Source organism: Streptomyces sp. NPDC059371, assembly GCF_042751995.1.
GTDB lineage: Bacteria > Actinomycetota > Actinomycetes > Streptomycetales > Streptomycetaceae > Streptomyces.
This window is the reverse complement of the sequence record NZ_JBHYXD010000085.1, coordinates 1-20,185: the sequence shown is the minus strand read 5'-3', so window position 1 is coordinate 20,185 and position 20,185 is coordinate 1. Positions and strand designations below refer to the sequence as shown.

18 protein-coding genes and 1 tRNA gene are annotated in these 20,185 nt (G+C 69.9%); 9 read left to right on the top strand and 10 right to left on the bottom strand.

The window, feature by feature from the left end:
• The first annotated feature begins 840 nt into the window (after positions 1–840).
• The 3 genes from ACFXGX_RS33110 (at position 841) to ACFXGX_RS33100 (ending at position 2,622) form a co-directional block, all read left to right on the top strand.
• A complete protein-coding gene (locus ACFXGX_RS33110; RefSeq protein WP_384798675.1) occupies positions 841–1,086 on the top strand; it encodes a hypothetical protein in 246 nt (81 codons plus the stop codon).
• A gap of 67 nt (positions 1,087–1,153) precedes the next feature.
• Positions 1,154–1,441, top strand: coding sequence for a hypothetical protein (locus ACFXGX_RS33105; protein ID WP_384798672.1), 288 nt, complete (start codon positions 1,154–1,156; stop codon positions 1,439–1,441).
• Between the two features lie 635 nt (positions 1,442–2,076).
• Positions 2,077–2,622 carry an SMI1/KNR4 family protein gene (locus tag ACFXGX_RS33100; protein ID WP_384798669.1) on the top strand — a complete coding sequence of 182 codons (546 nt, stop codon included), beginning with the start codon at positions 2,077–2,079 and terminating at the stop codon, positions 2,620–2,622.
• A 145-nt stretch (positions 2,623–2,767) separates the two neighbouring features.
• On the opposite strand, the gene ACFXGX_RS33095 is transcribed toward ACFXGX_RS33100, so the two are convergent.
• A complete protein-coding gene (locus ACFXGX_RS33095) occupies positions 2,768–3,226 on the bottom strand; it encodes an NUDIX domain-containing protein (RefSeq protein WP_384798666.1) in 459 nt (152 codons plus the stop codon).
• A gap of 59 nt (positions 3,227–3,285) precedes the next feature.
• On the opposite strand from ACFXGX_RS33095, the gene ACFXGX_RS33090 reads away from it, so the two are divergent.
• Entirely contained in the window at positions 3,286–3,474 is a 189-nt protein-coding gene (locus ACFXGX_RS33090; protein ID WP_384798663.1) for a helix-turn-helix domain-containing protein, read from the top strand.
• Entirely contained in the window at positions 3,474–4,628 is a 1,155-nt protein-coding gene (locus tag ACFXGX_RS33085) for a tyrosine-type recombinase/integrase (RefSeq protein WP_384798660.1), read from the top strand. Before ACFXGX_RS33090 ends, ACFXGX_RS33085 begins: the two co-directional genes overlap by 1 nt.
• 67 nt (positions 4,629–4,695) lie before the next feature.
• Here the strand turns inward: ACFXGX_RS33085 and ACFXGX_RS33080 are convergent.
• Positions 4,696–4,770 (bottom strand) — tRNA-Val (locus ACFXGX_RS33080).
• Positions 4,771–5,124: 354 nt separating this feature from the next.
• On the opposite strand from ACFXGX_RS33080, the gene ACFXGX_RS33075 reads away from it, so the two are divergent.
• Both ACFXGX_RS33075 and ACFXGX_RS33070 read left to right on the top strand, forming a co-directional pair.
• Complete coding sequence (locus ACFXGX_RS33075) at positions 5,125–5,928, top strand: DUF4097 family beta strand repeat-containing protein (RefSeq protein ID WP_384798657.1); 804 nt, start codon at positions 5,125–5,127, stop codon at positions 5,926–5,928.
• 309 nt (positions 5,929–6,237) lie between these two features.
• Positions 6,238–7,611: a hypothetical protein gene (locus ACFXGX_RS33070; protein WP_384798736.1), complete on the top strand. Its 1,374-nt coding sequence runs from the start codon at positions 6,238–6,240 to the stop codon at positions 7,609–7,611.
• A 140-nt stretch (positions 7,612–7,751) separates the two neighbouring features.
• Here the strand turns inward: ACFXGX_RS33070 and ACFXGX_RS33065 are convergent, their stop codons facing one another.
• From ACFXGX_RS33065 to ACFXGX_RS33055, 3 genes are all read right to left on the bottom strand, one after another.
• Positions 7,752–8,849 (bottom strand): amidase domain-containing protein, encoded by a 1,098-nt coding sequence (locus ACFXGX_RS33065; RefSeq protein WP_384798654.1) that lies wholly within the window; start codon positions 8,847–8,849, stop codon positions 7,752–7,754.
• Between the two features lie 207 nt (positions 8,850–9,056).
• The gene (locus tag ACFXGX_RS33060; RefSeq protein ID WP_384798651.1) at positions 9,057–10,352 is read right to left on the bottom strand and encodes a hypothetical protein; all 1,296 of its coding nucleotides are present in this window, start codon (positions 10,350–10,352) and stop codon (positions 9,057–9,059) included.
• A gap of 93 nt (positions 10,353–10,445) precedes the next feature.
• Positions 10,446–12,527, bottom strand: a complete 2,082-nt coding sequence (locus ACFXGX_RS33055; RefSeq protein ID WP_384798648.1) for a transglycosylase domain-containing protein — start codon at positions 12,525–12,527, stop codon at positions 10,446–10,448.
• A gap of 321 nt (positions 12,528–12,848) precedes the next feature.
• On the opposite strand from ACFXGX_RS33055, the gene ACFXGX_RS33050 reads away from it, so the two are divergent.
• On the top strand, positions 12,849–13,076 hold the full coding sequence (locus ACFXGX_RS33050) for a zinc ribbon domain-containing protein (RefSeq protein ID WP_384798645.1): 228 nt from the start codon (positions 12,849–12,851) through the stop codon (positions 13,074–13,076).
• A 360-nt stretch (positions 13,077–13,436) separates the two neighbouring features.
• Here ACFXGX_RS33050 and ACFXGX_RS33045 read toward each other — a convergent pair whose 3' ends face one another.
• From ACFXGX_RS33045 to ACFXGX_RS33035, 3 genes are read right to left on the bottom strand one after another with little or no spacing between them, the layout of a single operon-like run.
• Positions 13,437–14,270 carry an HAD family hydrolase gene (locus ACFXGX_RS33045; protein ID WP_384798642.1) on the bottom strand — a complete coding sequence of 278 codons (834 nt, stop codon included), beginning with the start codon at positions 14,268–14,270 and terminating at the stop codon, positions 13,437–13,439.
• On the bottom strand, positions 14,270–16,801 hold the full coding sequence (locus ACFXGX_RS33040; RefSeq protein WP_384798639.1) for a phosphoribosyltransferase: 2,532 nt from the start codon (positions 16,799–16,801) through the stop codon (positions 14,270–14,272). The genes ACFXGX_RS33045 and ACFXGX_RS33040 overlap by 1 nt, the downstream gene beginning before the upstream one ends.
• Positions 16,802–16,845: 44 nt before the next feature.
• Positions 16,846–18,015 carry an HpcH/HpaI aldolase/citrate lyase family protein gene (locus ACFXGX_RS33035; protein ID WP_384798636.1) on the bottom strand — a complete coding sequence of 390 codons (1,170 nt, stop codon included), beginning with the start codon at positions 18,013–18,015 and terminating at the stop codon, positions 16,846–16,848.
• A gap of 180 nt (positions 18,016–18,195) precedes the next feature.
• Between ACFXGX_RS33035 and ACFXGX_RS33030 the strand changes: the two genes are divergently transcribed.
• Positions 18,196–19,101, top strand: a complete 906-nt coding sequence (locus tag ACFXGX_RS33030) for a TerD family protein (protein WP_384798633.1) — start codon at positions 18,196–18,198, stop codon at positions 19,099–19,101.
• Positions 19,102–19,165: 64 nt separating this feature from the next.
• On the opposite strand, the gene ACFXGX_RS33025 is transcribed toward ACFXGX_RS33030, so the two are convergent.
• Positions 19,166–19,903 (bottom strand): Tellurium resistance, encoded by a 738-nt coding sequence (locus ACFXGX_RS33025; protein WP_384798630.1) that lies wholly within the window; start codon positions 19,901–19,903, stop codon positions 19,166–19,168.
• A gap of 95 nt (positions 19,904–19,998) precedes the next feature.
• On the bottom strand, positions 19,999–20,185 hold a 187-nt coding region (locus ACFXGX_RS33020), incomplete at its 5' end, for a DUF475 domain-containing protein (protein WP_384798627.1).

The window sequence follows — 20,185 nt, the reverse complement described above, 5'->3', positions numbered from 1 at the left end:
CCTCCCTCCTGAACCAGGCGTCGGGCAGCGCCTTCCCTGCCAGGCTGGCCAGTCGAGGTCTTGCGGCTGCTGTCGGTCACCTGGGGGCGGGAGGGTTGCTGTACTTCACTGCTGTACATGATCCCGGCGGAGGTGACCATGGAACGGCATCTGTTGATGCGGCGAGGCATCCGTGGCTGCCCTGGCTGCCCTCCACGGCGGCGCTACCCACGTTGTATGGGATGGGACTCCTCCCGCCGAGTCGCTTGCCCGGATCTATGCGCGCCGACTTCGGCACACGCGACGGAAGGGCATCGAGACTCTGGGACTGGATCGAGCGGTGCAGCTCCTCGGCCGACACGACCAGCCGGTGCGCCTTGGGCAGGTCACATCTGCCGATAGAGCATGGATCTTCATGCTCTTCCTCACCGAAGACGGCCGCGCACTGGTGGCCTGCACCGGCGTACGTCGAACAGGCGAGTAAGCACCGCCGCTTTAGGAGCGAGGTGAGGCGAGTGCGGCTCTGACCTGCGAAACAGCCACGTGGGCGGAGAGGGGTATCAGATGCTTGCTGGCCGCTCCCCGCTGGATCTGGCACGGATGTGGCACGGGGAGCTTCTGATGTTCCTCAACTCACCTTCTGGAATGGATACCTGCGGCAGCACCCAACGCACCATTTCTGAACAAGGAGAGAGCAGTCGTCAACTGTCTTCGCCTGTCATCGTCAGTCGCCGTCAGACGGCCCACAGACGGCCCGGCCCGGGCCCGGAAAGTGTTGCTGATGCCGGCGGCAAGAGCCTTCGACCTCAACGGCGTTGGGTGGCTTGGCCGCTTGATCGGCGGAGCCTTACAGTGCGCGCTATGTCGAACCGTTTGAAGCGCACCCTGGTTTCTGCGGCCAGAGGGGCCGCCATGGTCCTCGGGCTTACCGCGTTCTGGATGATTCGGGGTGCTTCGCCGGCCGGGGTCGCACCGTGGGCGGTCGGTTTCGCCGTGCTCTTCGCTGTGATCACCTGGTACACGTGGTGGTTCTACGGAGACTCGCCCAAGGCGCTCGCGCTCCAGGCGAAGGCGGAGGCGAAGAGGATCCAGGGCCTTGGGCGGTAGTCCCGAACCGGCCCTTTTCGTAGGTCGAAACGCATGTGTGCATCTCCTGAAGGGACCCTGATCCTCCATGTCCGATGATCCCGAGTACGTGATGGCCGCGGCGGCGCGGAGGGATCTACAGCTCCATCGGTATCTCCGGCCACTCCTGCCTCACACCATGCTCAAGGGCTGGTTGATGCCGCTGGTGTTCGCGGTGCTCGCCCTGGGGTTCTGGGGGTACAGCAATAGCAAGGAGGACCCCAGGGCAGCGACACACTCTTTCGATGCCGTCTGCTTCGCCGTGATCAGCGTGTTCTTCGTGATCGCCAAGGGCTGGGTTGAGTGGCGCCTGCGCCGCAACTCGGCGGGAGAGTAGGGCTGTCGGACCGCTGGGCCAGGGTTGCTGTCGGGCCTGGGCGGCTTGTCGCAGGGCAGAGCCTGATTTGAGTCCCGCGCTGCGCGGCCCTCCTCCTCACGACAAGTGGTACACGGTCTTGAAAACCGTCGTGGCGCGGGTCACCGTGGGTTCAAATCCCACACCCACCGCAGATGAACGGCGCCTGACCAGGTATTCGGTCAGGCGCCGTTCGCATGAGCGTTCTCCTCCAGCGGCCGTGGTTCCCCGCTGCTTCCCGGCCGAACGGGCACGGGAGGGACACGATCGATCAGCCGCTAGCTGCTGGCAGCGTTCCGGGCCTGCTTCCTGGATCGGCGGTACTGGCGCCACCTGGGCGCAAGCTCATTGCACGCGGTGATCCAGGCGGCGAGGACGGCGCAAAAAACGATGCCCTCGTGCTCTCCCGTCAGCTTGCCCACCGCCAAGAGGGCCGGCGTCGTAATGAGCCAGTTCACGAGCAGGTGCCTCGTCTTCGGCCATCATTGCGCATCCTTCACAGGCGGGACGGTATCAAGGGCTCATCCGTTCGCCTGAGGACGTCAGGAGGTCGGCTCCGAGACTCTGGGCGGGAGCTGCCATGGGGCGAGTGATCATGGCCCCTCAAGCACGCTGTCGTGACAACCACATCACCTGATGAGCGTCCTGCCGCGGACATCCTGGAGTTCCTGCGCTCCGCATTTGAGACGGAGTGGCGCGAGCCAGCGCTGGGACACGATGGCGTCTCGGCGTGGGAATACGAGCACGGGGTCGTGCTACCGGAGCCATACCGGAGCCTGATCGCCGAGATCACCAACGGGTCGCCCCTCGGACCGCCAGAAGACGGCGGCCTCCTCCCTCTGGGCTGGCTCCCACCGGACTGGCCTTACGACGGGGACCGCGATTCCGCCGCCCCGTTTCCGCTCCAAGAAGCCTGGGCCTGGGAAGGAGAACCCCTCGCCGACGACCATCACGAGCGCGTCGCCGAGGTCTACAACCATGGCTCCATCGTGCTCGGCACCGACGACGGCCCTTCCTATTGGGCCCTGGTCGTGACTGGTCCCCAGCGAGGCAAGGTCTGGGTGGTCACCGAAGTCGGCGCCTACCCGTATCCGATGCCGGAGGCGGTCGGCTTCCTGGAATGGATGCAACGCTGGCACGCTGGCGACGGCTGGTGGGACTAGCCACTACTGGCTCAGAGCCCGATACACACGAGAGCATCCAGCTCGAACAAATGCGTGGGGAAGTTGACGCTGCTGTTGGGGAATTATGTGGAGTTCCACAACCCCGCAACAGACACCGAGTGTTTGGGGTTCTCCCCCGTCACCGCTACGCAGCCTGCTTACCCGGCGCCTGGCCGTGCTCGAGGTAGACCGGAGCACTCTCGGCGCGGGCTTCGATCGCTGCCAGGATCCGCCGGGCCAGTCGCGGGATCGTGCGATCTGCGATCTCCTGCGGGGCGATGAACCTGACGGCTTTCAGCTCCTCTGCCTGAAGGCGGATCCCCTCCACCGCTTCCTGCGAGAGCTCGCCACCGTCGAACAGGTACAACACCTTGTCGCCCTCGGCGCCGTTCGGTGCCCAGTCGACGGCCAGGAGGCGACCGAGCACCGGCGTGATGCCCAGTTCCTCGTGCACCTCGCGGACGGCAGCCTGGAGCGGCGATTCGCCGGTCTCGACGTACCCACCCGGGATGTCCCAGTAGTCCTTGTACGTGGGCTCCGCCATGAGAACGCGGCCATCGGCGAATCCGCCCTCGCCGCCACCATCGCCCGCGACCTCCAGCACAACCGCGAAACCGCCCGTGAAGCCTTACGCGACCTGCTCGCCCTGGAAGGAGCCGCAGCATGACCACCGTCACCGCTGAGCTGCTGACCGTGCCGGACGTCATGGCACGGCTCAAGCTCGGACGCTCGAAGGTCTACGACCTGATCCGCTCGCGCCGCCTCGTCTCGATCAAGATTGACGGCGCCCGCCGCATCCCCGCCGATGCCGTACGGGACTTCGTCCTCGGACAGATCGAGGAGGCTGCCTGATGGCCGACCAGCGCAAGCGCAACCCCAACGGGGCTGGCACTATCACCAAGCGCAAGGACGGCCGCTTTCAGTGCGCGGTCTACGTCCTCCAGCCGGACGGCACCCGGGCCCGCAAGTTCGCCTACGGCAAGACCTGGGCCGAGTGCGACACCAAGCGCCGCGAGCTGCTCGCCAAGGTCGACCAGGGCGTGCCCGTGCCCACCCGGTCGGCCAAGCTCTCCGAGTGGCTGCCCTACTGGCTGGAGAACATGATCAAGCCTCGGCGGAAGCGGACCACTTACGCCAAGTACGAGTTCCACGTCCGGCTCTACCTGGTGCCCGTGCTCGGCACGAAGAAGCTGGAGTCCTTGAGCGTCGCCGACGTCCGTCGCTTCCTCGTCCGGCTGGAGCAGCAGACCACCGCGGCCACCGCGAAGGAGACGCACAAGGTTCTCCGCACCGCTCTCTCGGCCGCCTGCCGTGAGGAGCTGATCGCCAGGAACGTCGTCACCCTGGTCGACGCGCCTCGGGTCGACTCCCGCAGCCTCGATCCCTGGAGCCTGGAGGAAACGCTCGACTTCCTCGCCGCCGCCCGGCGCGATCCGCTCTACCCGGCCTTCGTGCTCTCCATCGCGCTCGGTCTCCGTCGCGGGGAGGTCATCGGGCTCCGCTGGCAGGACGTCGACCTCGACAAGCGCGAGCTCAGGGTCCGGAAGCAGCGGCAGCGGGTCGGAGGGGAGGTGTACGAGGACGATCCCAAGGGTCGGCGTCGTCGGCAGGTGCTGCCGCTGCCGGCCATGTGCGTGGCACCCCTGCGGTACCAGCGGATGCGCCAGGCCGCGATGCGCGAGCGGGCGGGTGATCGCTGGGAGGACAGCGACTACGTGTTCACCACGCGAACGGGGCGCCCGATCGAGCCGCGCAACATGTACCGCTCCTTCACCCGGGTCGCCGGGAACGCGGGCCTTCGCGTCATCCGGCTGCACGACGCCCGGCACGGGTGCGCGACCCTGCTCACCGCGGCCGGCGTGACGCCCCGCGTCGTGATGGAGATCCTGGGGCACAGCCAGATTGCCGTGACGATGAACGTCTACGCCCACGTCGTCCAGGACACGCAGCGCGAGGCCGTCAGTCACATGGACCGGCTGCTCACCCGGCGGCTACAGCGCGAGTAGCGACGGCACTGATGTCAGATCTGGATGTCAAAGGCCCCCAGCCATGATCGGCTGGGGGCCTTTTTCCTGGTGGGCGCGGACGGTTTCGAACCGCCGACATCCGCCTTGTAAGGGCGGCGCTCTACCACTGAGCTACGCGCCCAGGACGAGTCGACAGCCTACATTGCCCGGGGGTATACCCCGCAAACCCGTATCGGGCGAGTTGGTGACGGGGCCGGTCAGCGCATTCCGTGGCCGGGGCCGGTGGGGCTGAGGGGCGGGGCCGGGGAGCGGTTCGGGGTGGCTGGGCGGGGGTTATCCCCACCCCTCATTCGGGAGCGGGCCGGATCGTTCGGGGCTTCGTTCGTGCCTACCTTCGAAGAGGCTTCGGCGATCCGCTGCGGACCAGGTGTCCCGGCGGGTGTCGGGCCCGAAGGGCCGCGGAGTCGCCGAGTCGCGAAGTCGAGTAGTCGAGTAGTCGACGTCATCGCAGACCTTCACCAGGGGGAGACCGATCATGGCCCGCACACATGGCCGCGGCACCAGCAGGAGCCGCACCCGCACCCGCACCGCCGCTCTCACCGCCCTCGCGCTCGGGCTCGTCGCCTCTGTCAGTGCGTGCGGGGCTTCCGCCGGGGACGACAAGGAGCCCGAGCAGCGGTCCTTCGGGCTGCACGGGCGGATCCTGACCGTCGACTCGGACGACTCCGCGCTCGATCTGGTGGTCTCGGACTCCGCGAAGGCCGGTGAGGTCCAGGTCACCCGGTGGTTCCAGGGACATGTCACCCTCGGCGGGGATCCGAAGGTCACCTGGGCGATGAAGGACGGCGACCGGCTGGTGCTGCGGATGAAGTGCTCGGGTGTCGTCGCCGACTGCTCGGCCCGGCACCGGATCGTGGTGCCGCGCGGGGTGGCCGTCAAGGTCGAGGACGGGGACGGGCGGGTGAGCGCGAAGGGCTTCGCGGAGGCGCTGAGTATCCGTACGGCAGACGGCTCGGTGCGGGTCAGCGACTCCTCGGGAGCGCTGGATCTGCGCAGTGGCGACGGCTCGATCCGGGCCGTCGGCGTGGACGCCCGCACGGTGCGGGCCCGTACCGACGACGGGTCCGTGCGACTCGAACTCGGCACCGTGCCGGACCTGGTGGACTCCCGCAGCGGCGACGGCTCCGTCTCGATCGTGCTGCCCCGGGCCGCCTACCGGGTGACGGCCGCGAGCGGCGACGGCTCGGTCCATGTAAACGTGCCACGCGACGGTTCCAGCTCCCACCAGGTCTCCGCACACACCGACGACGGAAAGATCACGGTACGAACAGCGAACTGATCGGCCCGTGTGTTCGTCTTCATCCGGTGGGAGAATGACAGCCGGGCAAGGCGGATGACAGCACGGGAGAGGGATGTGACGGCGACACCTTCGCGGCCGTATTCGCCGTTCGCGGGTCCCGCGCGGCCTGCACACCCTCTCGGCTTCCGGAGCCTCCTCCGCTTGCGGGGCTCCCTCGGCTTCCAGAGCCTCCTCGGCTTCCATCGGGGCCGTCCGCGGATCCCACTGATCCCGCCGACGCAGGCGACCTCACCGACGGAGGTGACCCCGCCGGCCCCGGCGACCCCACTGACCTCGCCGGCCCAGGCGATCCGGCCCGCCGGGCCGGTCCGGCCGGCGCAGCCGGGGCCACCCCCTCGCCCGTACGTCGCTGCCCGTGACGTGCTCACGCTCGTCGCTCTGCCCCTGCTGGCCGCCCTCGCGGTGCCCGCGGCCTTCGCGGGGGGCGGCACCCGGCGCTGGTTCGGCGGGCGGTCAGAGAGTCAGCGGGCCGAGGCGCAGGCCGCCAAGGACGCCGCCGCGGCTGCGTTCTACGAACTCGACACCGCCCAGCGCGACCTGCGGATCTCGATCGAGACCATCACGGCCGTGGACGACTCCCCGGCCGCCCGGCGCGTGGTCTCCGACTTCGCGGCGCTGGGACAGCGGATCGACGAGGCCAGCCAGAAGTACATCACCGCCGTCGACGCCCACGATCTCGACCGGGACGAGCTGGAGGCGTCGGTCGCGGTGCGGGCCCGCACCGAGCTCGTCGCCGCGAAGGACGAACTCGGCCGCGTGAAGGCCGATCTGGACCGGTTCGAGCAGAGCCTCGGGCCGCTGCTCGGCAAGGCCGAGACCCAGCTCGCCCGACTGGCCCCGGCGGTCGAGCGCGCCCGGCAGGCACTGCTCGCCGCCTCCAACGCCCTCGACTCCGTACGGCGGTCCGGGCTGAAGGCCGACGATCTCGCAGCACGGCTGGCCGCGCTGGCCCCCGAGCTGACCAAACTCAACAAGGGCGCCGGGCAGCACGGTGTACCGGAGACGCTGGAGCGGGCCGAACGGGTTTCGCGCGAGGCCGCGGCGGTGCGCTCGGAGGCGGAGCGGCTGCCCGAGCGGGCCGCCGAGATCGACCACCGCCTCGTCTCGCTGCGGACCCGGGCGCAGGCGCTGACGACCCGCTCGGGGCAGGTGGAGCCGGTGCTGAGCGAGTTGCGGCGACGGTTCTCGGCGGAGTGCTGGCAGGACCTCCAGCATGTGCCGGACCAGGCCGCGGAGAACGTACGGCAGGCCGAGGCGAAGCTGAACGAGGCTCGGGCCGCGCGTGAGGCGCAGCGCTGGCCGGACGCGACCTCACTGCTGGCGACGGTGCGCGCGCTGCTGAACAGCACCGACGAGGCGGTGTCGGCGGCCGGTGACCGGCTGCGGCGGCTGAACGCCGTGCAGAAGGATCCCCAGCAGGAGATCGACCGCACCCGGTTCGCGATCCGGGACGCGCAGCGGCTGGCGATGGCGGGCCGTTCGACGCCCGACCCCCGGCAGGCCCGCCCGCTCGACGACTCCGTCGGCCGGCTCGACCGTGCCGTGGCCACGCTGGAGGGCCGGCACCCCGACTACTGGCACTTCCTCACGGAGACGGAGGCGGTGCGGCAGACGGTGGCCCGCGTCGTCGCGCAGATCCGCGAGGAGCGCGGCGGCGCCTGAGGAGGCAGGAGGTGCCGGGAGCCGAAAAGCCTCCCCGGCCGCTCGCCGGGGAGCCACCCGGCTGCCTCTCCGAGGAGCCCCGGCCGCCTCGCCGGGGAGCCTCTCCCCGGCAGCTTCGCCGGGGAGAGGGCCCTGACCGGTCAGGTGCGGTACGCGTAGTACGCCGCGTTCGGATACGCCGCGAGGAGGCTCGACAGCGAGCGGCGGTAGGTGTCGGTGTCGTGGTACGTCAGGTACGGCACTCCGCCGCTGCTGCGGTACGACGTGATCATGGAGTGGTCCTTGGACCCGTCCTTGTCGAAGTCCATCTGCATCACGTCACCGACGTCCATCTGGTAGACGTTCGCCAGGGGCGTGGAGCGGCGGGCGGTCTGGGTGAACCAGGACCACTCGTTGACGCCGACCCAGGTGTCGGTCTGGGTGGACGCCGTGTAGTTCCAGGTGCCGTACTCCTCGCCGGAGCTCGCGACCGTCGCCCAGCCGCCCGCCTTCAGGGACTGGCTGACGTAGTTGGTGCAGTCGCCGCCGACGGAGTTGAAGCTGCGGTAGGCGGGGTTGTAGTTCTTCCAGTACGTCTCGGCGTACGTCGCCATGGCCGCGTAGTCGTACGGGCCACCGGTGAGCGTCTTGGGGTTGGCGGGCGCGGGGTACGTGGTCGCTGCCCGGGGGGCGTCGACAGCGGCCATCGTGGTCCTGGTGAGCGCCGTCGTGACGGGCTGGTTGATCTGCCGGGGGCCCTTGTCGGTCGAGCGCTCGCCCGTCAGCTTCCAGGTGCCGTCGGGCCGGGCGGCGAAGGTCAGGACGTGGTGGGCGCGGAAGCCCGTGGTGGCGGGCTCGTCTCCGCGGATCTTCCGGTAGGTGAGGGTGGTGGTCTCGGTGACCCAGGCGGTGGCGAGGCGGCCCGTGACCCGGGTCCGGTTCACGGCGACCTCGGTGTCGGCGGCGCTGTAGGCCTCGCCGAGGGCGGCGAGGCGGGACCGGGTGCCGTGCAGCGCGGTGACGGCGGTGGTCTCGGTGTGCGCGAGGGTGCCGGAGACCCGGATGCCGGAGGTGGTCGCCTTCAGGGCCGTACGGGCCTTCGGGGCCGTGTCCAGCAGGGCGGCCGTGCGGTCGGTGAACACGGCGTCGGCCACGCGGCCGAAGGCATCGGCCGTCGACGCGGTCACCCGGGGGGCGGGGGCCGCCGCGTGGGCGGCGGACAGGGGCAGCAGGAGGGCGGAGAGGGTGAGCGCCCCCACGACGGAACAACTGCGGCTTAAGTTCTTCGGTGTCACTGAAGATTCTCCTTGATCCCCGGTCGGACTCCAGGGAGAGGAATCTTTACATGTCCCACTCAACTGTGGTGACTCCGGGGGGAGTTCGCGTTCACTGCAACCAAGTCCCTTATGTCGCAGGTAAGTTGATCTCACCGCACAGAAGCGGGGCCACCGTCCCGACGACCGGCCCTACTTCACCACGGTCGACCAGTCCGGCGACTGGGCGGGGTCCAGGCCGCGCAGGCGTTCCAGGGTCTCGGGCTTCTGCACGTCGAGCCAGTTGGACAGCTCCTGGAAGGACACGCATTTCACGCCCTTCTTCGTGCACACGTTCTTGATGACCTGGTCGATGGACCTCATGTAGATGCCGCCGTTCCAGTCCTCGAAGTGGTTGCCGACGAACAGCGGTGCCCGGCTGCCGTAGTAGACGCGGTTGAAACCGGCCATGTAGGAGTTGACCGTCTCCTGCTCCCACTGCGGGTACTGGGCCGGGTTCCCCTCGGTCTCACCGTCGGACTGGTTGTAGAGGAAGTTGAAGTCCATGGACAGGCCTTGGTACTTGCCGTTCTCGTAGGGGAGCATCTGGAGCGGGAAGTCCCACACGCCCTCCTTCTTCCTGGGCCATATCTGGAAGTCGCCCGCGGAGCTGGCGTCGTAACGCCAGTTGTACTTCTTCGATGTGGCCTTCATGGCCTTGAGCAGGTTCTTCTGCCCTTCGAGGCAGGGCGCGCGGCCGCCGCTGATGGCCTTCGCCGGGTCGAAGGGGAGCGACGGCAGGTCGGTGTCGCCGGTGTTGGTCCGCCACTTCTCCACGAAGGAGAAGAACTGGTCGATCTCGCTCTCCCACTCCTCGACGCTCCAGTCCCCGCCGCCCTTGTCGCCGCAGAAGTGGCCGTTGAAGTGGGTGCCGATCTCGTTGCCGGCCTTCCACGCCTTGCCGAGCTCCTCCAGCGTGGTGCGTATGTGGTCGTCGGTGGCGTAGCTGATGGCCGCCGATCCGGGCGAGTGCATCGGCGGTTCGTAGAGCGTCTTCTTGTCCTTGGGCAGCAGATAGATGCCGGTCAGGAAGAACGTCATGTGGGCGTTGTACTGCGCGGCCAGCTCGCGGTAGTGCGAGAAGAGCTCGTCGTCGCCCTGGAGGGCGCCGTCCCAGGAGAAGACGACGAACTGGGGAGGCTTCTCACCGGGCTTGAGCGGTACGGCCTTCAACTCGCCCTTCTGCGGGCCGGTGTAGGACGTGGAGCCGTCGCCCAGGACATGGATCTTGCCGTCCCACGGCGGTTCCTTCTTCACCTTGGTGGCCGGGCCGTGCGCGCGGGCGGACGCGGCCGGGGTGGTGTGGTCGGTGTTGAGGGCCAGGTAGGTGGCGGCCGTGGACGTGACGACGAGGAAGGCCGTCATGGCCGCGAAGCCCTGGCGTGCGGAGGCGGCGGCGGAAGCGGGATCGGACTCACGGCGCCGGCGCCGGCTGTGCTTCGAGTTCATACGGGGCACATTCTGCGAGGGGGACGGAAGGAGCGTGGCGCGGCCACCGGGTGGCCGTCGGCGGGGGCCGAGCCGGACGGTCGGCCGACGGGATCAGCGCAGCGGGCTCATGGCACCGGACCAGATGCCGTACGGCACGTCGGCGACGGGTGCGCCGGCGATCCCCTTGAGCGGAAGCGGTTCGAGGCTCTTGGTCAGGTCGATGCGGTACAGGACCACGGCCGTCGACACGGAGGCGTTCGAGCCCACGTACCAGGCGGACTTGTCGTCCAGCGTGGCGCCCCGCTTGCCGGCCACCTTCACCGAGAGGGGGGCCGCGCCCGGGTGGCCGATGCGGAAGGAGTCCGCGAGCGCGTCGGTGACCTGGCGGGCCGCCTCGGCGCGCATCGCGCGGTGGGGCGCCGGCATGTCCAGCCGGACACGGGAACCGTTGCGGGTGATGCGCTTGACCGAGTACGGCTCGTAGTGCGTTCCGTCGGCGGCGAAGGTGGCGTAGGCGCTGGCCATGCGGATCGCGCTCGGGGTGGCGGCGCCGAGGGACATGCCCGGGACCTGCGGTCCGATGCTGGAGGACAGCAGACCCGAGGCCTCCGCGGTCTCGCGCACCTTGTCCAGGCCGGCGTCCATGCCGAGCTGCATGAACGGGGTGTTCACGTTCTGGGCGAGCGCCGAACGCAGCGAGATCTGGCCGTAGTTCTTGTTGCCCTCGTTGTGGGCGGCGACCTTCTTGCCGCCGCGGTCCCAGTAGGGGCCCTCGGGTGTGCTGACCGGGACGCCGTCGTTGCCGTCGTACAGCGTCTCGGGGGTGACCGGTGTGGCCGCGCCCTCGCGGGTCTTGTGGACGCCGTTCTCCAGGGCGGCGGCGTAGACGAAGGGCAGGAAGGCCGAACCGGCGGGGACCGTGGTCGCGTTGGACTCGTTGTAGCCCTGCTTGCGGTGGTCGGGACCGCCGTAGACGGCGAGGATCCGGCCGTCGTCGGCGATCGAGGCGGCACCGTAGTGGGCGGCCTTCGCGTTGTCCGGGTCGTCCTTCTTCGCCTTCTTGCGGGCCTTGGCCACGGCGTCGGTGAGCGCGGTCTCGCGCTTGCGGTCGAAGGTCGTGTAGATCTGGTAGCCGCCGAGGTCGAAGTCCCGGTCGGAGATGTGCCCGGCCTTCTTGGCGTACTGGGTCGCCAACTCGACCAGGTAGTCGCTCTGCTTACCGGTGTCGTAGCTCCCGCTCTGCTTGATCGGCTCGGGGAACTTCGTGTAAGTGGCCCGCTCGGCGGCCGAGAGCTTGCCGGTCTTGACCATGCGGTCGAGGATCCAGGACCAGCGTTCCACGGCACGCTTGTGGTTGGCCTTGCTCAGGGTGGGGTCGTAGAGGCCCGCGCCCTTGAGGAGCGAGGCGAGGAACGCGCCCTCGCTGGCGTTGAGGTGGCTCACGTCCTTGCCGTAGTAGGCCTGCGAGGCCCGCTGGAGGCCGTAGGTGCCGCGTCCGAACCAGCTCGTGTTGAGGTATCCCTCGAGGATCTTGTCCTTGCTCATCTTGTTGTCGAGCTTGAGGGCGATCATGGCCTCGGTGAACTTGCGGGTCACCGAACGGTTCTGGGTCAGATAGACGTTCTTGACGTACTGCTGGGTGATGGTGGAGCCGCCCTGGGTGTCCCCCTGGCCGACCGTCTTCACCAGGGCGCGGGCCAGGCCCTTGGCGGAGATGCCGGGGTCGCTGTAGAAGCTCTCGTTCTCCGCCGCGAGGACCGCCGAGCGCACGTCCTTCGGTATGTCCTTCAGCGGCATGTCCTGGCGTCGCACCCAGCCGGTACGGGCCATCGGCGTGCCGTCCGACCAGAAGTAGACATTGTCCTGCTGAGTGGCATATGTGTTCAGGTTCTGGGGTATGTCCGTTGCCGCATAGGCTATGACGAGCAGCGAACCGCTCAGGCCGATGGACAGCGCGAAGGCGCCGAGCCACTGCCGCCAGGAGGGCAGCCAGCGCCGCAGTCCGGTCCGACCGGGGCGTGGATAGGCGGGTTTGAGGCGCCGCGCGTACGGCTTCAGGCGTGCGGCCAGTCGGGTCGGCGCGGAGGGCTGTGAGGGCTTGCGACGGCTGCCGCGACCGCGCTGCGGTCCGGATGTGTCAGCCACGGCGCCCTCCCGCGCCCTGGCGGCCCAAAGACAGGGGATTCGAGGCATCGTTGCGATGCCATGTCCTGGTCACGACTGCGTCTCCCTCCGCACTCCGGATCTGCGCGCGCGGGTAGTTGCAGCGGCCGCTTTCGCGGCTGCGAGCCCCCCTCCCCGACCTTGCGGCTCGTCGCGGCCCTATTAAATTATCAGCGACCAATCCAATCCCTTCGATCAGCAACGAGACAAAAAAGCTCAGAGCTCAACGAGTTCCCCTGGTTCACCCAGCGCGAGCAGCCGTAACTCCCACCCCGGAAGGCTTGTTCCGCCACGCGCGACGAGACCCGCCGAGCCCTCCGGACGACGGCCCGTTCCGGCTAACCTGTGCGCATGCCTCGCTATGAGTACCGCTGCCGGACCTGCGGCGACACCTTCGAACTGAGCCGTCCCATGGCGGAGTCGGCCGCTCCCGCGGCCTGCCCCGCCGGGCACGACGACACCGTCAAACTGCTGTCTGCGGTCGCCGTCGCGCGGGGCGGTTCGGCGTCCGCGCCGGCGCCCCAGCCGCGTTCGAACGGCGGCGGAGGCGGTTGCTGCGGCGGCGGCTGCTGCGGCTGACCGCGGGGATTTCTTAGCAACTCTTCAGCCTCGTCCCGAATCGGGCCCGGGCGTGTCGCGTCGGCATGGCATCGGTCACACCAACGGGACCGCGCGGGGGGCAAGTTCGACACATCCCCCAAGCCGACCCGAACCGGACGCGTCGCGGACCGGGCGTGTCGCGAACCCGAGCCCGTCGGAATCCCGAGCCGGCGGAAAGCGCCGGATTCAGGCAGTCCGGGCTCTCTTCCGAACACGGTTCGACATGCCGGTCAAAACGACACCGGTCCCGGGCCGGGGCGCCAAGGGGCTGATCGCCCCCGGCACACCCGTCACCACGGGACCGGATCAAGAATCGGAATTACGCATTCCGCAATTCGTTCAGACGAGTCCCCGGCCTGCCTCGGCGCAGACGCCCACGAACTCGCGCAGGATGCGCTCCCCCGCCAGGACACCCCGCTCCGGCAGCGCGGTGATCGCCGGTGCCGTCCAGTCGGCCTCGGCGAGTTCACCGTGCCCCGGACGCCAGCCGCGGTCGGCGGCGAGCAGCAGGTCGGCGTCGAGCAGCGAGTCCCCGGCGGCGAGGGTGAGCGGGGCGCCGGTGCGGCGGGCGACCTCGCGCACGGCCGCGCCCTTGGTGAGCGGCCCGGGCACGGCGTAGATCTTGCGGCCCTGCAGCGAGACCGTCCAGCCGCGGCTCTCCGCCCACACGGCGAGGTCCTTGACCCACTGCTCGGGCAGCAGTTCCCGCTCGACCACGAGGTAGGCGAACAGGTCCTCGGCGATCCGGTGTTTGCGCACCCAGTGCGGGTCCGCGGTCGCCATCAGGTGGTCCCGCACCTCGTCGAGCGGCGCGCACTCTGCGGCGAGCCGCTCCTGGACGGCCCTGTGCCAGTCGAGGTCGGTGACACCGTCGACGAGCAGATGTCCGCCGTTGGCGCAGATCGCGTACTCGGGCTCAGGGCCTGGCAGGTTGATGCGCTGGTACTGCTTGCGGGTGCGGGTCGTGGTGGGCACGAAGTGCGCGATGTCGCCGAGTTCGGTGAGCAGCCCGGCGGCCGTCTCCGTCATGTAGGAGAGGGGCTTGTTCTCGTGCACCTCGACGCAGAGCAGCCGGGGCGCGCGGGCGTCCGGCATGGTGAGCGCGAGCGCGGCGGAGGAGTAGATGAGTGTGCGGTCGAGGTCGCTGGCGACGAGCACCTTGGGCGTGGACATCAGAGGGTGACCGCCTTGCCGTCGGCACCGGTGGCGCCACGCGTGTACTTCGGGTGGATCAACCCCACACAGGTGTAGGGGAGTTCGTCGACCTCCTCGACGGGCACCCCGCGCTGTCCGGCGAGCAGCCGGACGTGGTCGAGGTCGGCGCCCGCTCCGGCGCGCGCGAGGATCTTCCAGGGGACCCGGCGCAGCAGTACCCGGGTGGTCTCGCCGACGCCCGGCTTGACGAGGTTCACGTCGTGGATGCCGTACTCCTCGCTGATCCGTTCGACCGCCGCCCAGCCCTCCCAGGTGGGTTCGCGGTCGGCGGCGAGGAGTTCCTTCGCCCGGTCGCGGGCCGATTCGGCGACATCGGGGAAGTGGGCGGCGACGGCGTCCAGGAACGCGACGGAGACGTCGGAGCCGGCGAGCTCGCGGTAGAACTTCGCGCCGTGGAAGTCGTGTTCGCCGACGAGGTCGGAGCGCAGGACGGTGCGTGAGATCAGCCCGGAGACGGTCGAGTTGAGGCAGGCCGAGGGGATGAGGAAGTCCTCGCGGGTGCCGTACGTGCGCACGCAGGAGCCCGGGTCGGCGAGGACCGCTATCTCCGGGTCGAAGCCGGTGATGCCCTCGGCTTCCTCGAACTCCTCGATGGCGTCGGCGAGTTCGCGGGTGATGGCGCCCTTGCCGGTCCAGCCGTCGACGAAGACGACGTCGGCGGGGTCGTGGTGGGCGGCGAGCCAGCGCAGCGCGTTGGCGTCGATGCCGCGGCCGCGGACGATGGAGACGGCGTAGTGCGGCAGGTCGAGGCCGTGCTGGTGCCGGGCCCAGCGGCGCATCAGGACGCCGACGGGGGTGCCGGCGCGGGCCAGGGACACCAGGACCGGGCGCGGGGACCGGTCGGCGAGCACGAGTTCGGTCACGGCGCCGACGGCCTCGGCGATCCGGGCGGCGGAGGTGTCGAGGGCGGCCTGGAAGAGTTCCTGGTACTCGGTGCTCGGCTGGTACTCGACCGGCAGCGACTCGGCGTAGTGGGCGCCGCCGCTCTGGATGGCCTCCTCGCGCTCCTCGGTCGGCGCCTCCAGCGTCACGTCCGACAGGTCCCGCAGCAGCCAGCCGACCTCGTCGGGGGCGTACGAGGAGAAGGCGGGGCCGCGGAGGGGCTCGGGCAGCATGGAGGGCCTTTCGGTGGACGGCCGTACGGGCGCGTACGAGGGCACGACGGCGAGCAGGACGTGCGGGGTGTGCGCCGCCAACTGTGCCAACAGGCCGTCGGGCGCGTGCAGTTCGGGGGTGTCCGCGGTGGAGTCCACGACCGCGACGACGGCGTCGAAGCCGGCGCCGGCGACGTTGTAGGCGTAGCGCTCGCCGGGGCCGTCGTCCGGGTCGTCGTGGGCCGGGAAGGCGATGCGGCTGCGGATGGCGTAGCCGGGGTCGTCGAGGGCGAGCACCGGGGAGCGGGTCGTGGTGGAGAAGCACACCTCGGCGGGGACGGACCGCTCCAGCTCGTGGGCCAGTCGCAGCGGCGCGTACATCAGTTCCTCGAAGCCGAGGACCAGGACGCGGCCCGCGTCGTCGGGCAGGGCGTCGGCGAGCCGTGCCGCCATGGCGGGGAGGGCCGCCTCCAGCCGTATTCGGTGTCCGGGGGTGAATCCGTGCCGTCCGCCGTCGGGGAGGCCGTGGGGCCAGCCGAGGTCGACGCGGACGGCCGGGCCGGTGTCCGGGGCGGCGGGGGTGCCGGGCACCGCCGTTTCGTGGCGGGCGACCAGGGCGGTCCCCTTGGCCAGGACGTCCTCGGGCAGGCGCACCGTGCCGGACGCGGCCGCGATCAGGTCCACGCGGGCGCCGATGTCTCCGGCGAACTTCTCGAAGCGCGCGTGGTCGGCGGCCGAGCGCATGTCGACGAGCGCCACGACGACGTACCGGTCGCGCGGGTAGCGCCGGTGCAGGTCGCGGATCGTGTTGAGGACGGTGTTGCCGGTGGAGAACTCGTCGTCGACGAGGACCAGCGGGCCGGAGCCGGCGAGCAGGCCCGGGTCCTCGGGCAGGAGGAGGTGCGAGGTGGCGTGCGAGTGGGACTCCTCGAAGCCGCCCGCCGGCCGGACTCCGCGGACCGGGCGGCGGGTGGAGTGGAGGTAGGGGGCGACGCCGATCCCGTCCGCGACGGAGTGGCCGAGCCCGGTGGCCGTCTCGGCGTATCCGAGGACGACGGCCGAGCGGGCGTCCTCGGTGCCCAGCAGTTCGCGCACGCGTCGGCCGAGCTCGACGCCGTATCCGTGGACCACGGCCGGCGACTGCGGCACGTGTTTGCCGAGGATGTTCGAGACGAGCAGGTGGGCGCGCTTGGGGTTGCGTCGCAGCGCGAGCCCCAGCAGGCCGCTCAGCCCCTCGTCGCCGACGAGCTCGACGCCGAGCCGCTCGGCGACCCAGGTCCCGGTCCACACCGCGTCGTCCGCGGGGTCCGTGGCGGTCGAGGGGTCCGGGCCGTTCACGCCGTCCGGGCCGCTGCCGCCGCCGGGGTGGTTCGGGTCGTGCGCTGGGGTGTTCATCTGTTCCTTGCTGTCGGGGGTGCGCGTCGCTCGGCCGGACCGGCTCACGCCGGGAGTCCGGCGGTGAGCAGCTCGACGAAGCCGATGTCCTCGCGGGCGACCCCGAAGACCTCCGCGCGCAGCAGGGTGCGCTCGGCCCAGGCGCGATGCGGCTTCACCTCGTTCATTTTGTTCGTGTACGCCGATCTCAGTACACCCCCGCCGCCGCGCTCCGGCCTGAGGATGTCCTGGGCGTCACTGAATTCCTCGTGGCTGACCACGGAGAGTGCGTGGACGGGCGGCACGTGCGAGGGGTGGATGCAGGTCTTGCCCATGAGGCCGTTGGCCTGGTCGAGGGTGATCTCGCGCAGCAGTCCGTCCATGGCGTGTTCGAGCAGCCTCTCGCGCAGTTCCTCCGCCTCGCCCTCCAGGAAGGGGCTGCGGCGGAGCTGCGGCTTGAACATGCGTTCCGGGACGCGGAAGTACTCCCAGACGGGCCCGGTGACGGTGAAGCCGCTGCCGTCGGCCCGCCCCAGCATGTTCACCACGTCGGCGATCACGGAGGCGACGACCTGGACGTCGTAGGCGGTCATGTCGGGGGCGCGGCGCAGCCCGTAGGAGGAGCAGAAGTCGGTGACGCCGAGGCGCAGCGCGAGCACCCGGTCGCGGTACTTGTCGACGGCGCGGAAGATGCCCTCCAGGGTCTCCACGCGTGATTCGCGGTAGAGCAGCTCGGGTGACTCCAGGACGGGCATGGCGAAGAGCCGCCTGCCGCTCTCCGCCTCGGCTGCGGCGAGGGCCTCCAGGAAGGGTGTGCCGCGTTCCTCGGTGAATTTCGGCATCACGAAGCCGGACAGCAGCCGGACGGCTGGGCCGAGGCGCCGTACGAGGTCGGGGATCTGCTCGGGGAAGCGGACCCGGACGAAGAGCAGGGGCGGCTCGCCGGTGTCCGGGCGGGCCGCGAGGTCGGTGAACTGGCGGACCAGGTTCTCCTCGGCGCCCACGACCTCGGAGTCGTCGATCGAGTCCTCCAGGCACAGCACCATGGAGACGACGCCGCGTGCGGCCTGCTTGATGATGTCGTCGGCGAGCGTCGGCCGGGTGGCCGGGCTGTACAGCGTCGCGCCGAGGGCGGCGGCGAGCACTCTGGCCGGGGAGTCGGACGTGAAGACGCCGGGCTCCTGGTGGAAGAGCCGCTGCCGCTCCTCCGGGGTGACGTGACCGAAATGACGCATGGGACTCCCCCGCGGCGGCTAGGTGGCCGAATGTGATGTGGCCGGTAATAGTACGTACGGTTCCATGTCAGAGATTCCCACCGGGCGTGAAGTTCAGGTAACTCCACCATGTCCAACACCGGCCGGTTCCGGAACGACCCCACATTGTCGTGACCAGGACCGACAGGGCAGGATGACCGCATGACGCACGCGATGCTGAAAGGGTCGAACGTCCCGCTGGACGCTACAGCGGTGCGCGCCGTCCTGCGCTGGACGCCCGGCCAGGATGTCCCCGATGTCGATGCCTCCGCGCTGCTCCTCGGCCCCGACGGTCGTGTGCGATCCGACGAGGACTTCGTCTTCTACAACCAGCCCCGCCATCCGTCGGGCAAGGTCTGGCGGCTCGGCAAGAAGCGCGGCGCCGAGGGCCTCACCGACACGATCCAGACGGATCTGACGGGTGTCGAGCCCGGCGTCGGACAGATTCTCCTGGTCGCATCGGCGGACGACGTCACCTTCGACCACGTACGTGATCTGCGCATTCTGCTGTACGACGCGGCCGTCGCGGACGGTGAACCTCTGGCGTACTTCGACATCAAGCCGGAGACCGGTGCGGAGACCGCGCTGATCTGCGGCGAGCTGTACCGGCGCGGTGACGGGTGGAAGTTCCGGGCGCTCGGTGAGGGCTACTCCAACGGTCTGGTGGGGCTCGCGACCGATTTCGGGATCTCGGTGGACGAGTCGGAGGCCGCCGCGGCGGCCGGGTCCGCGCCGGAGACGGCCGCCTGGGCCGCGCCCGCGGCGGCTCCCGAGACCTCGCAGCCGCTGCCGCCCGAGCACGCGGCCCCGGTCACGCAGCAGCCGGCTCCCGTCCCGCAACAGCCCGCCTACGGCTATCCGGGGCCCGCCGCGGCGGCCTCGACCGGCCCGGCGTACGGCTACCCGGGGCCCGCCGGACGCCAGGAGGATCCTTCCGCCTACGGCTACCCGCAGCCGCAGAGCGCCCCGGCCACGCAGCCCGCGTACGGGTTCCCGCAGGCGGTGGGCGCGGGTGCCGACCCGGACTTCCGGCTCCCGCCGCAGGGGCCGCAGTTCCTCTCCCGCTGAGTCCGGCGGGGGCGGTCGCCGCGGGCCGGCCGTGCGGGAGCGCCGCGGGCCGGCCGGACAGGCCCTAACGGTCGGCCTTCGACTTGTAGCCGCGGCCCCACTGGAGCCCCCAGCCGTAGAGGCGGTCGAGTTCGGCCTGGAAGCCGTACACGAACCGGACCTCGCGGCGCACGGTCACCTCGCCCTTGTTGCACTCGATCATCACGACGGCGCAGGAGCGGGCCTGCGGATGGCGCTCCTCCAGGCCGATCTCGATGCGCGGGCCGTTGCTCGGATAGAGCGTGATGACGGCGTGCGTGCGGTCGAAGGCCGGGGTGCTGTCGTAGATGTAGACGAAGACCAGCAGGCGTTTGATGTCGTCGCGGTGGTCGAGGTTGACGTAGGCCGTCTCGCCCGAGCCGGAACCGAAGCGGTCGTCGCCGCTGAGCTTCACGAACGGCGGGGCGTTGAGTTCGCCGAAGAAGCTGCCGAGCGGCTGGACGACTCCCTTGGTGCCGTCGGTCAGCTCGTACATGACGCCGAGGTCGAGGTCGACGTTGACCATGCTCTGGGTGTGCGCCTGCACCACTTCCGGCTTGAAGGTGCGGAAGGGATGGCGCAGCAGGCTGCCGCGCTGCGGTCCGCCGATATCGGACGTGCGCATCCGCCAGGACAGGTTGATGCGGAGGTTGCCGCTGGCCGCACCCTGCCTGGTGAGCGAGACCGTGTGGTTGCGCTTGGTCATTTCGATGGAGTTGGAGGCGGCGCTGCCGGAGTCGAAGTCCGCCGAGCGGCCGCGCCACAGGTCCTGCCAGATGCCCATTCGGCCCCCCACGTGTCTGGTATGCGGCGGGGCGGCCGCCGAGGACCTTTCCTCCGCGACCGCCCCGCTCAGAGCGTTCCTCAACCTGCGGGGTGTCACACCCCGGACGAGACCTCAGCCTTCTCGTCCGAGGTCGGGCCTTTTCCCTCGGCCTCGGCGAGCGCCTTGTTGCGGCGCACGGAGGACCAGAAGGACCAGCCGATCAGGACGACGCCGACGAGGCCGGTGATGACCTCGTTGATCTCGTACTGGATGGTGACGAGGAGGATCCCGGCGAGGGCG

Coding starts and splice junctions, on each gene's coding strand:
- ACFXGX_RS33085 (WP_384798660.1), top strand. CDS start 3,474: ATGGCCGACCAGCGCAAGCGCAACCCCAACGGGGCTGGCACTATCACC.
- ACFXGX_RS33025 (WP_384798630.1), bottom strand. CDS start 19,903: ATGGGCATCTGGCAGGACCTGTGGCGCGGCCGCTCGGCGGACTTCGAC.
- ACFXGX_RS33055 (WP_384798648.1), bottom strand. CDS start 12,527: ATGCCTCGAATCCCCTGTCTTTGGGCCGCCAGGGCGCGGGAGGGCGCC.
- ACFXGX_RS33045 (WP_384798642.1), bottom strand. CDS start 14,270: ATGTCCACGCCCAAGGTGCTCGTCGCCAGCGACCTCGACCGCACACTC.
- ACFXGX_RS33090 (WP_384798663.1), top strand. CDS start 3,286: ATGACCACCGTCACCGCTGAGCTGCTGACCGTGCCGGACGTCATGGCA.
- ACFXGX_RS33060 (WP_384798651.1), bottom strand. CDS start 10,352: ATGAACTCGAAGCACAGCCGGCGCCGGCGCCGTGAGTCCGATCCCGCT.
- ACFXGX_RS33030 (WP_384798633.1), top strand. CDS start 18,196: ATGACGCACGCGATGCTGAAAGGGTCGAACGTCCCGCTGGACGCTACA.
- ACFXGX_RS33050 (WP_384798645.1), top strand. CDS start 12,849: ATGCCTCGCTATGAGTACCGCTGCCGGACCTGCGGCGACACCTTCGAA.
- ACFXGX_RS33105 (WP_384798672.1), top strand. CDS start 1,154: ATGTCCGATGATCCCGAGTACGTGATGGCCGCGGCGGCGCGGAGGGAT.
- ACFXGX_RS33110 (WP_384798675.1), top strand. CDS start 841: ATGTCGAACCGTTTGAAGCGCACCCTGGTTTCTGCGGCCAGAGGGGCC.
- ACFXGX_RS33075 (WP_384798657.1), top strand. CDS start 5,125: ATGGCCCGCACACATGGCCGCGGCACCAGCAGGAGCCGCACCCGCACC.
- ACFXGX_RS33040 (WP_384798639.1), bottom strand. CDS start 16,801: ATGAACACCCCAGCGCACGACCCGAACCACCCCGGCGGCGGCAGCGGC.
- ACFXGX_RS33035 (WP_384798636.1), bottom strand. CDS start 18,015: ATGCGTCATTTCGGTCACGTCACCCCGGAGGAGCGGCAGCGGCTCTTC.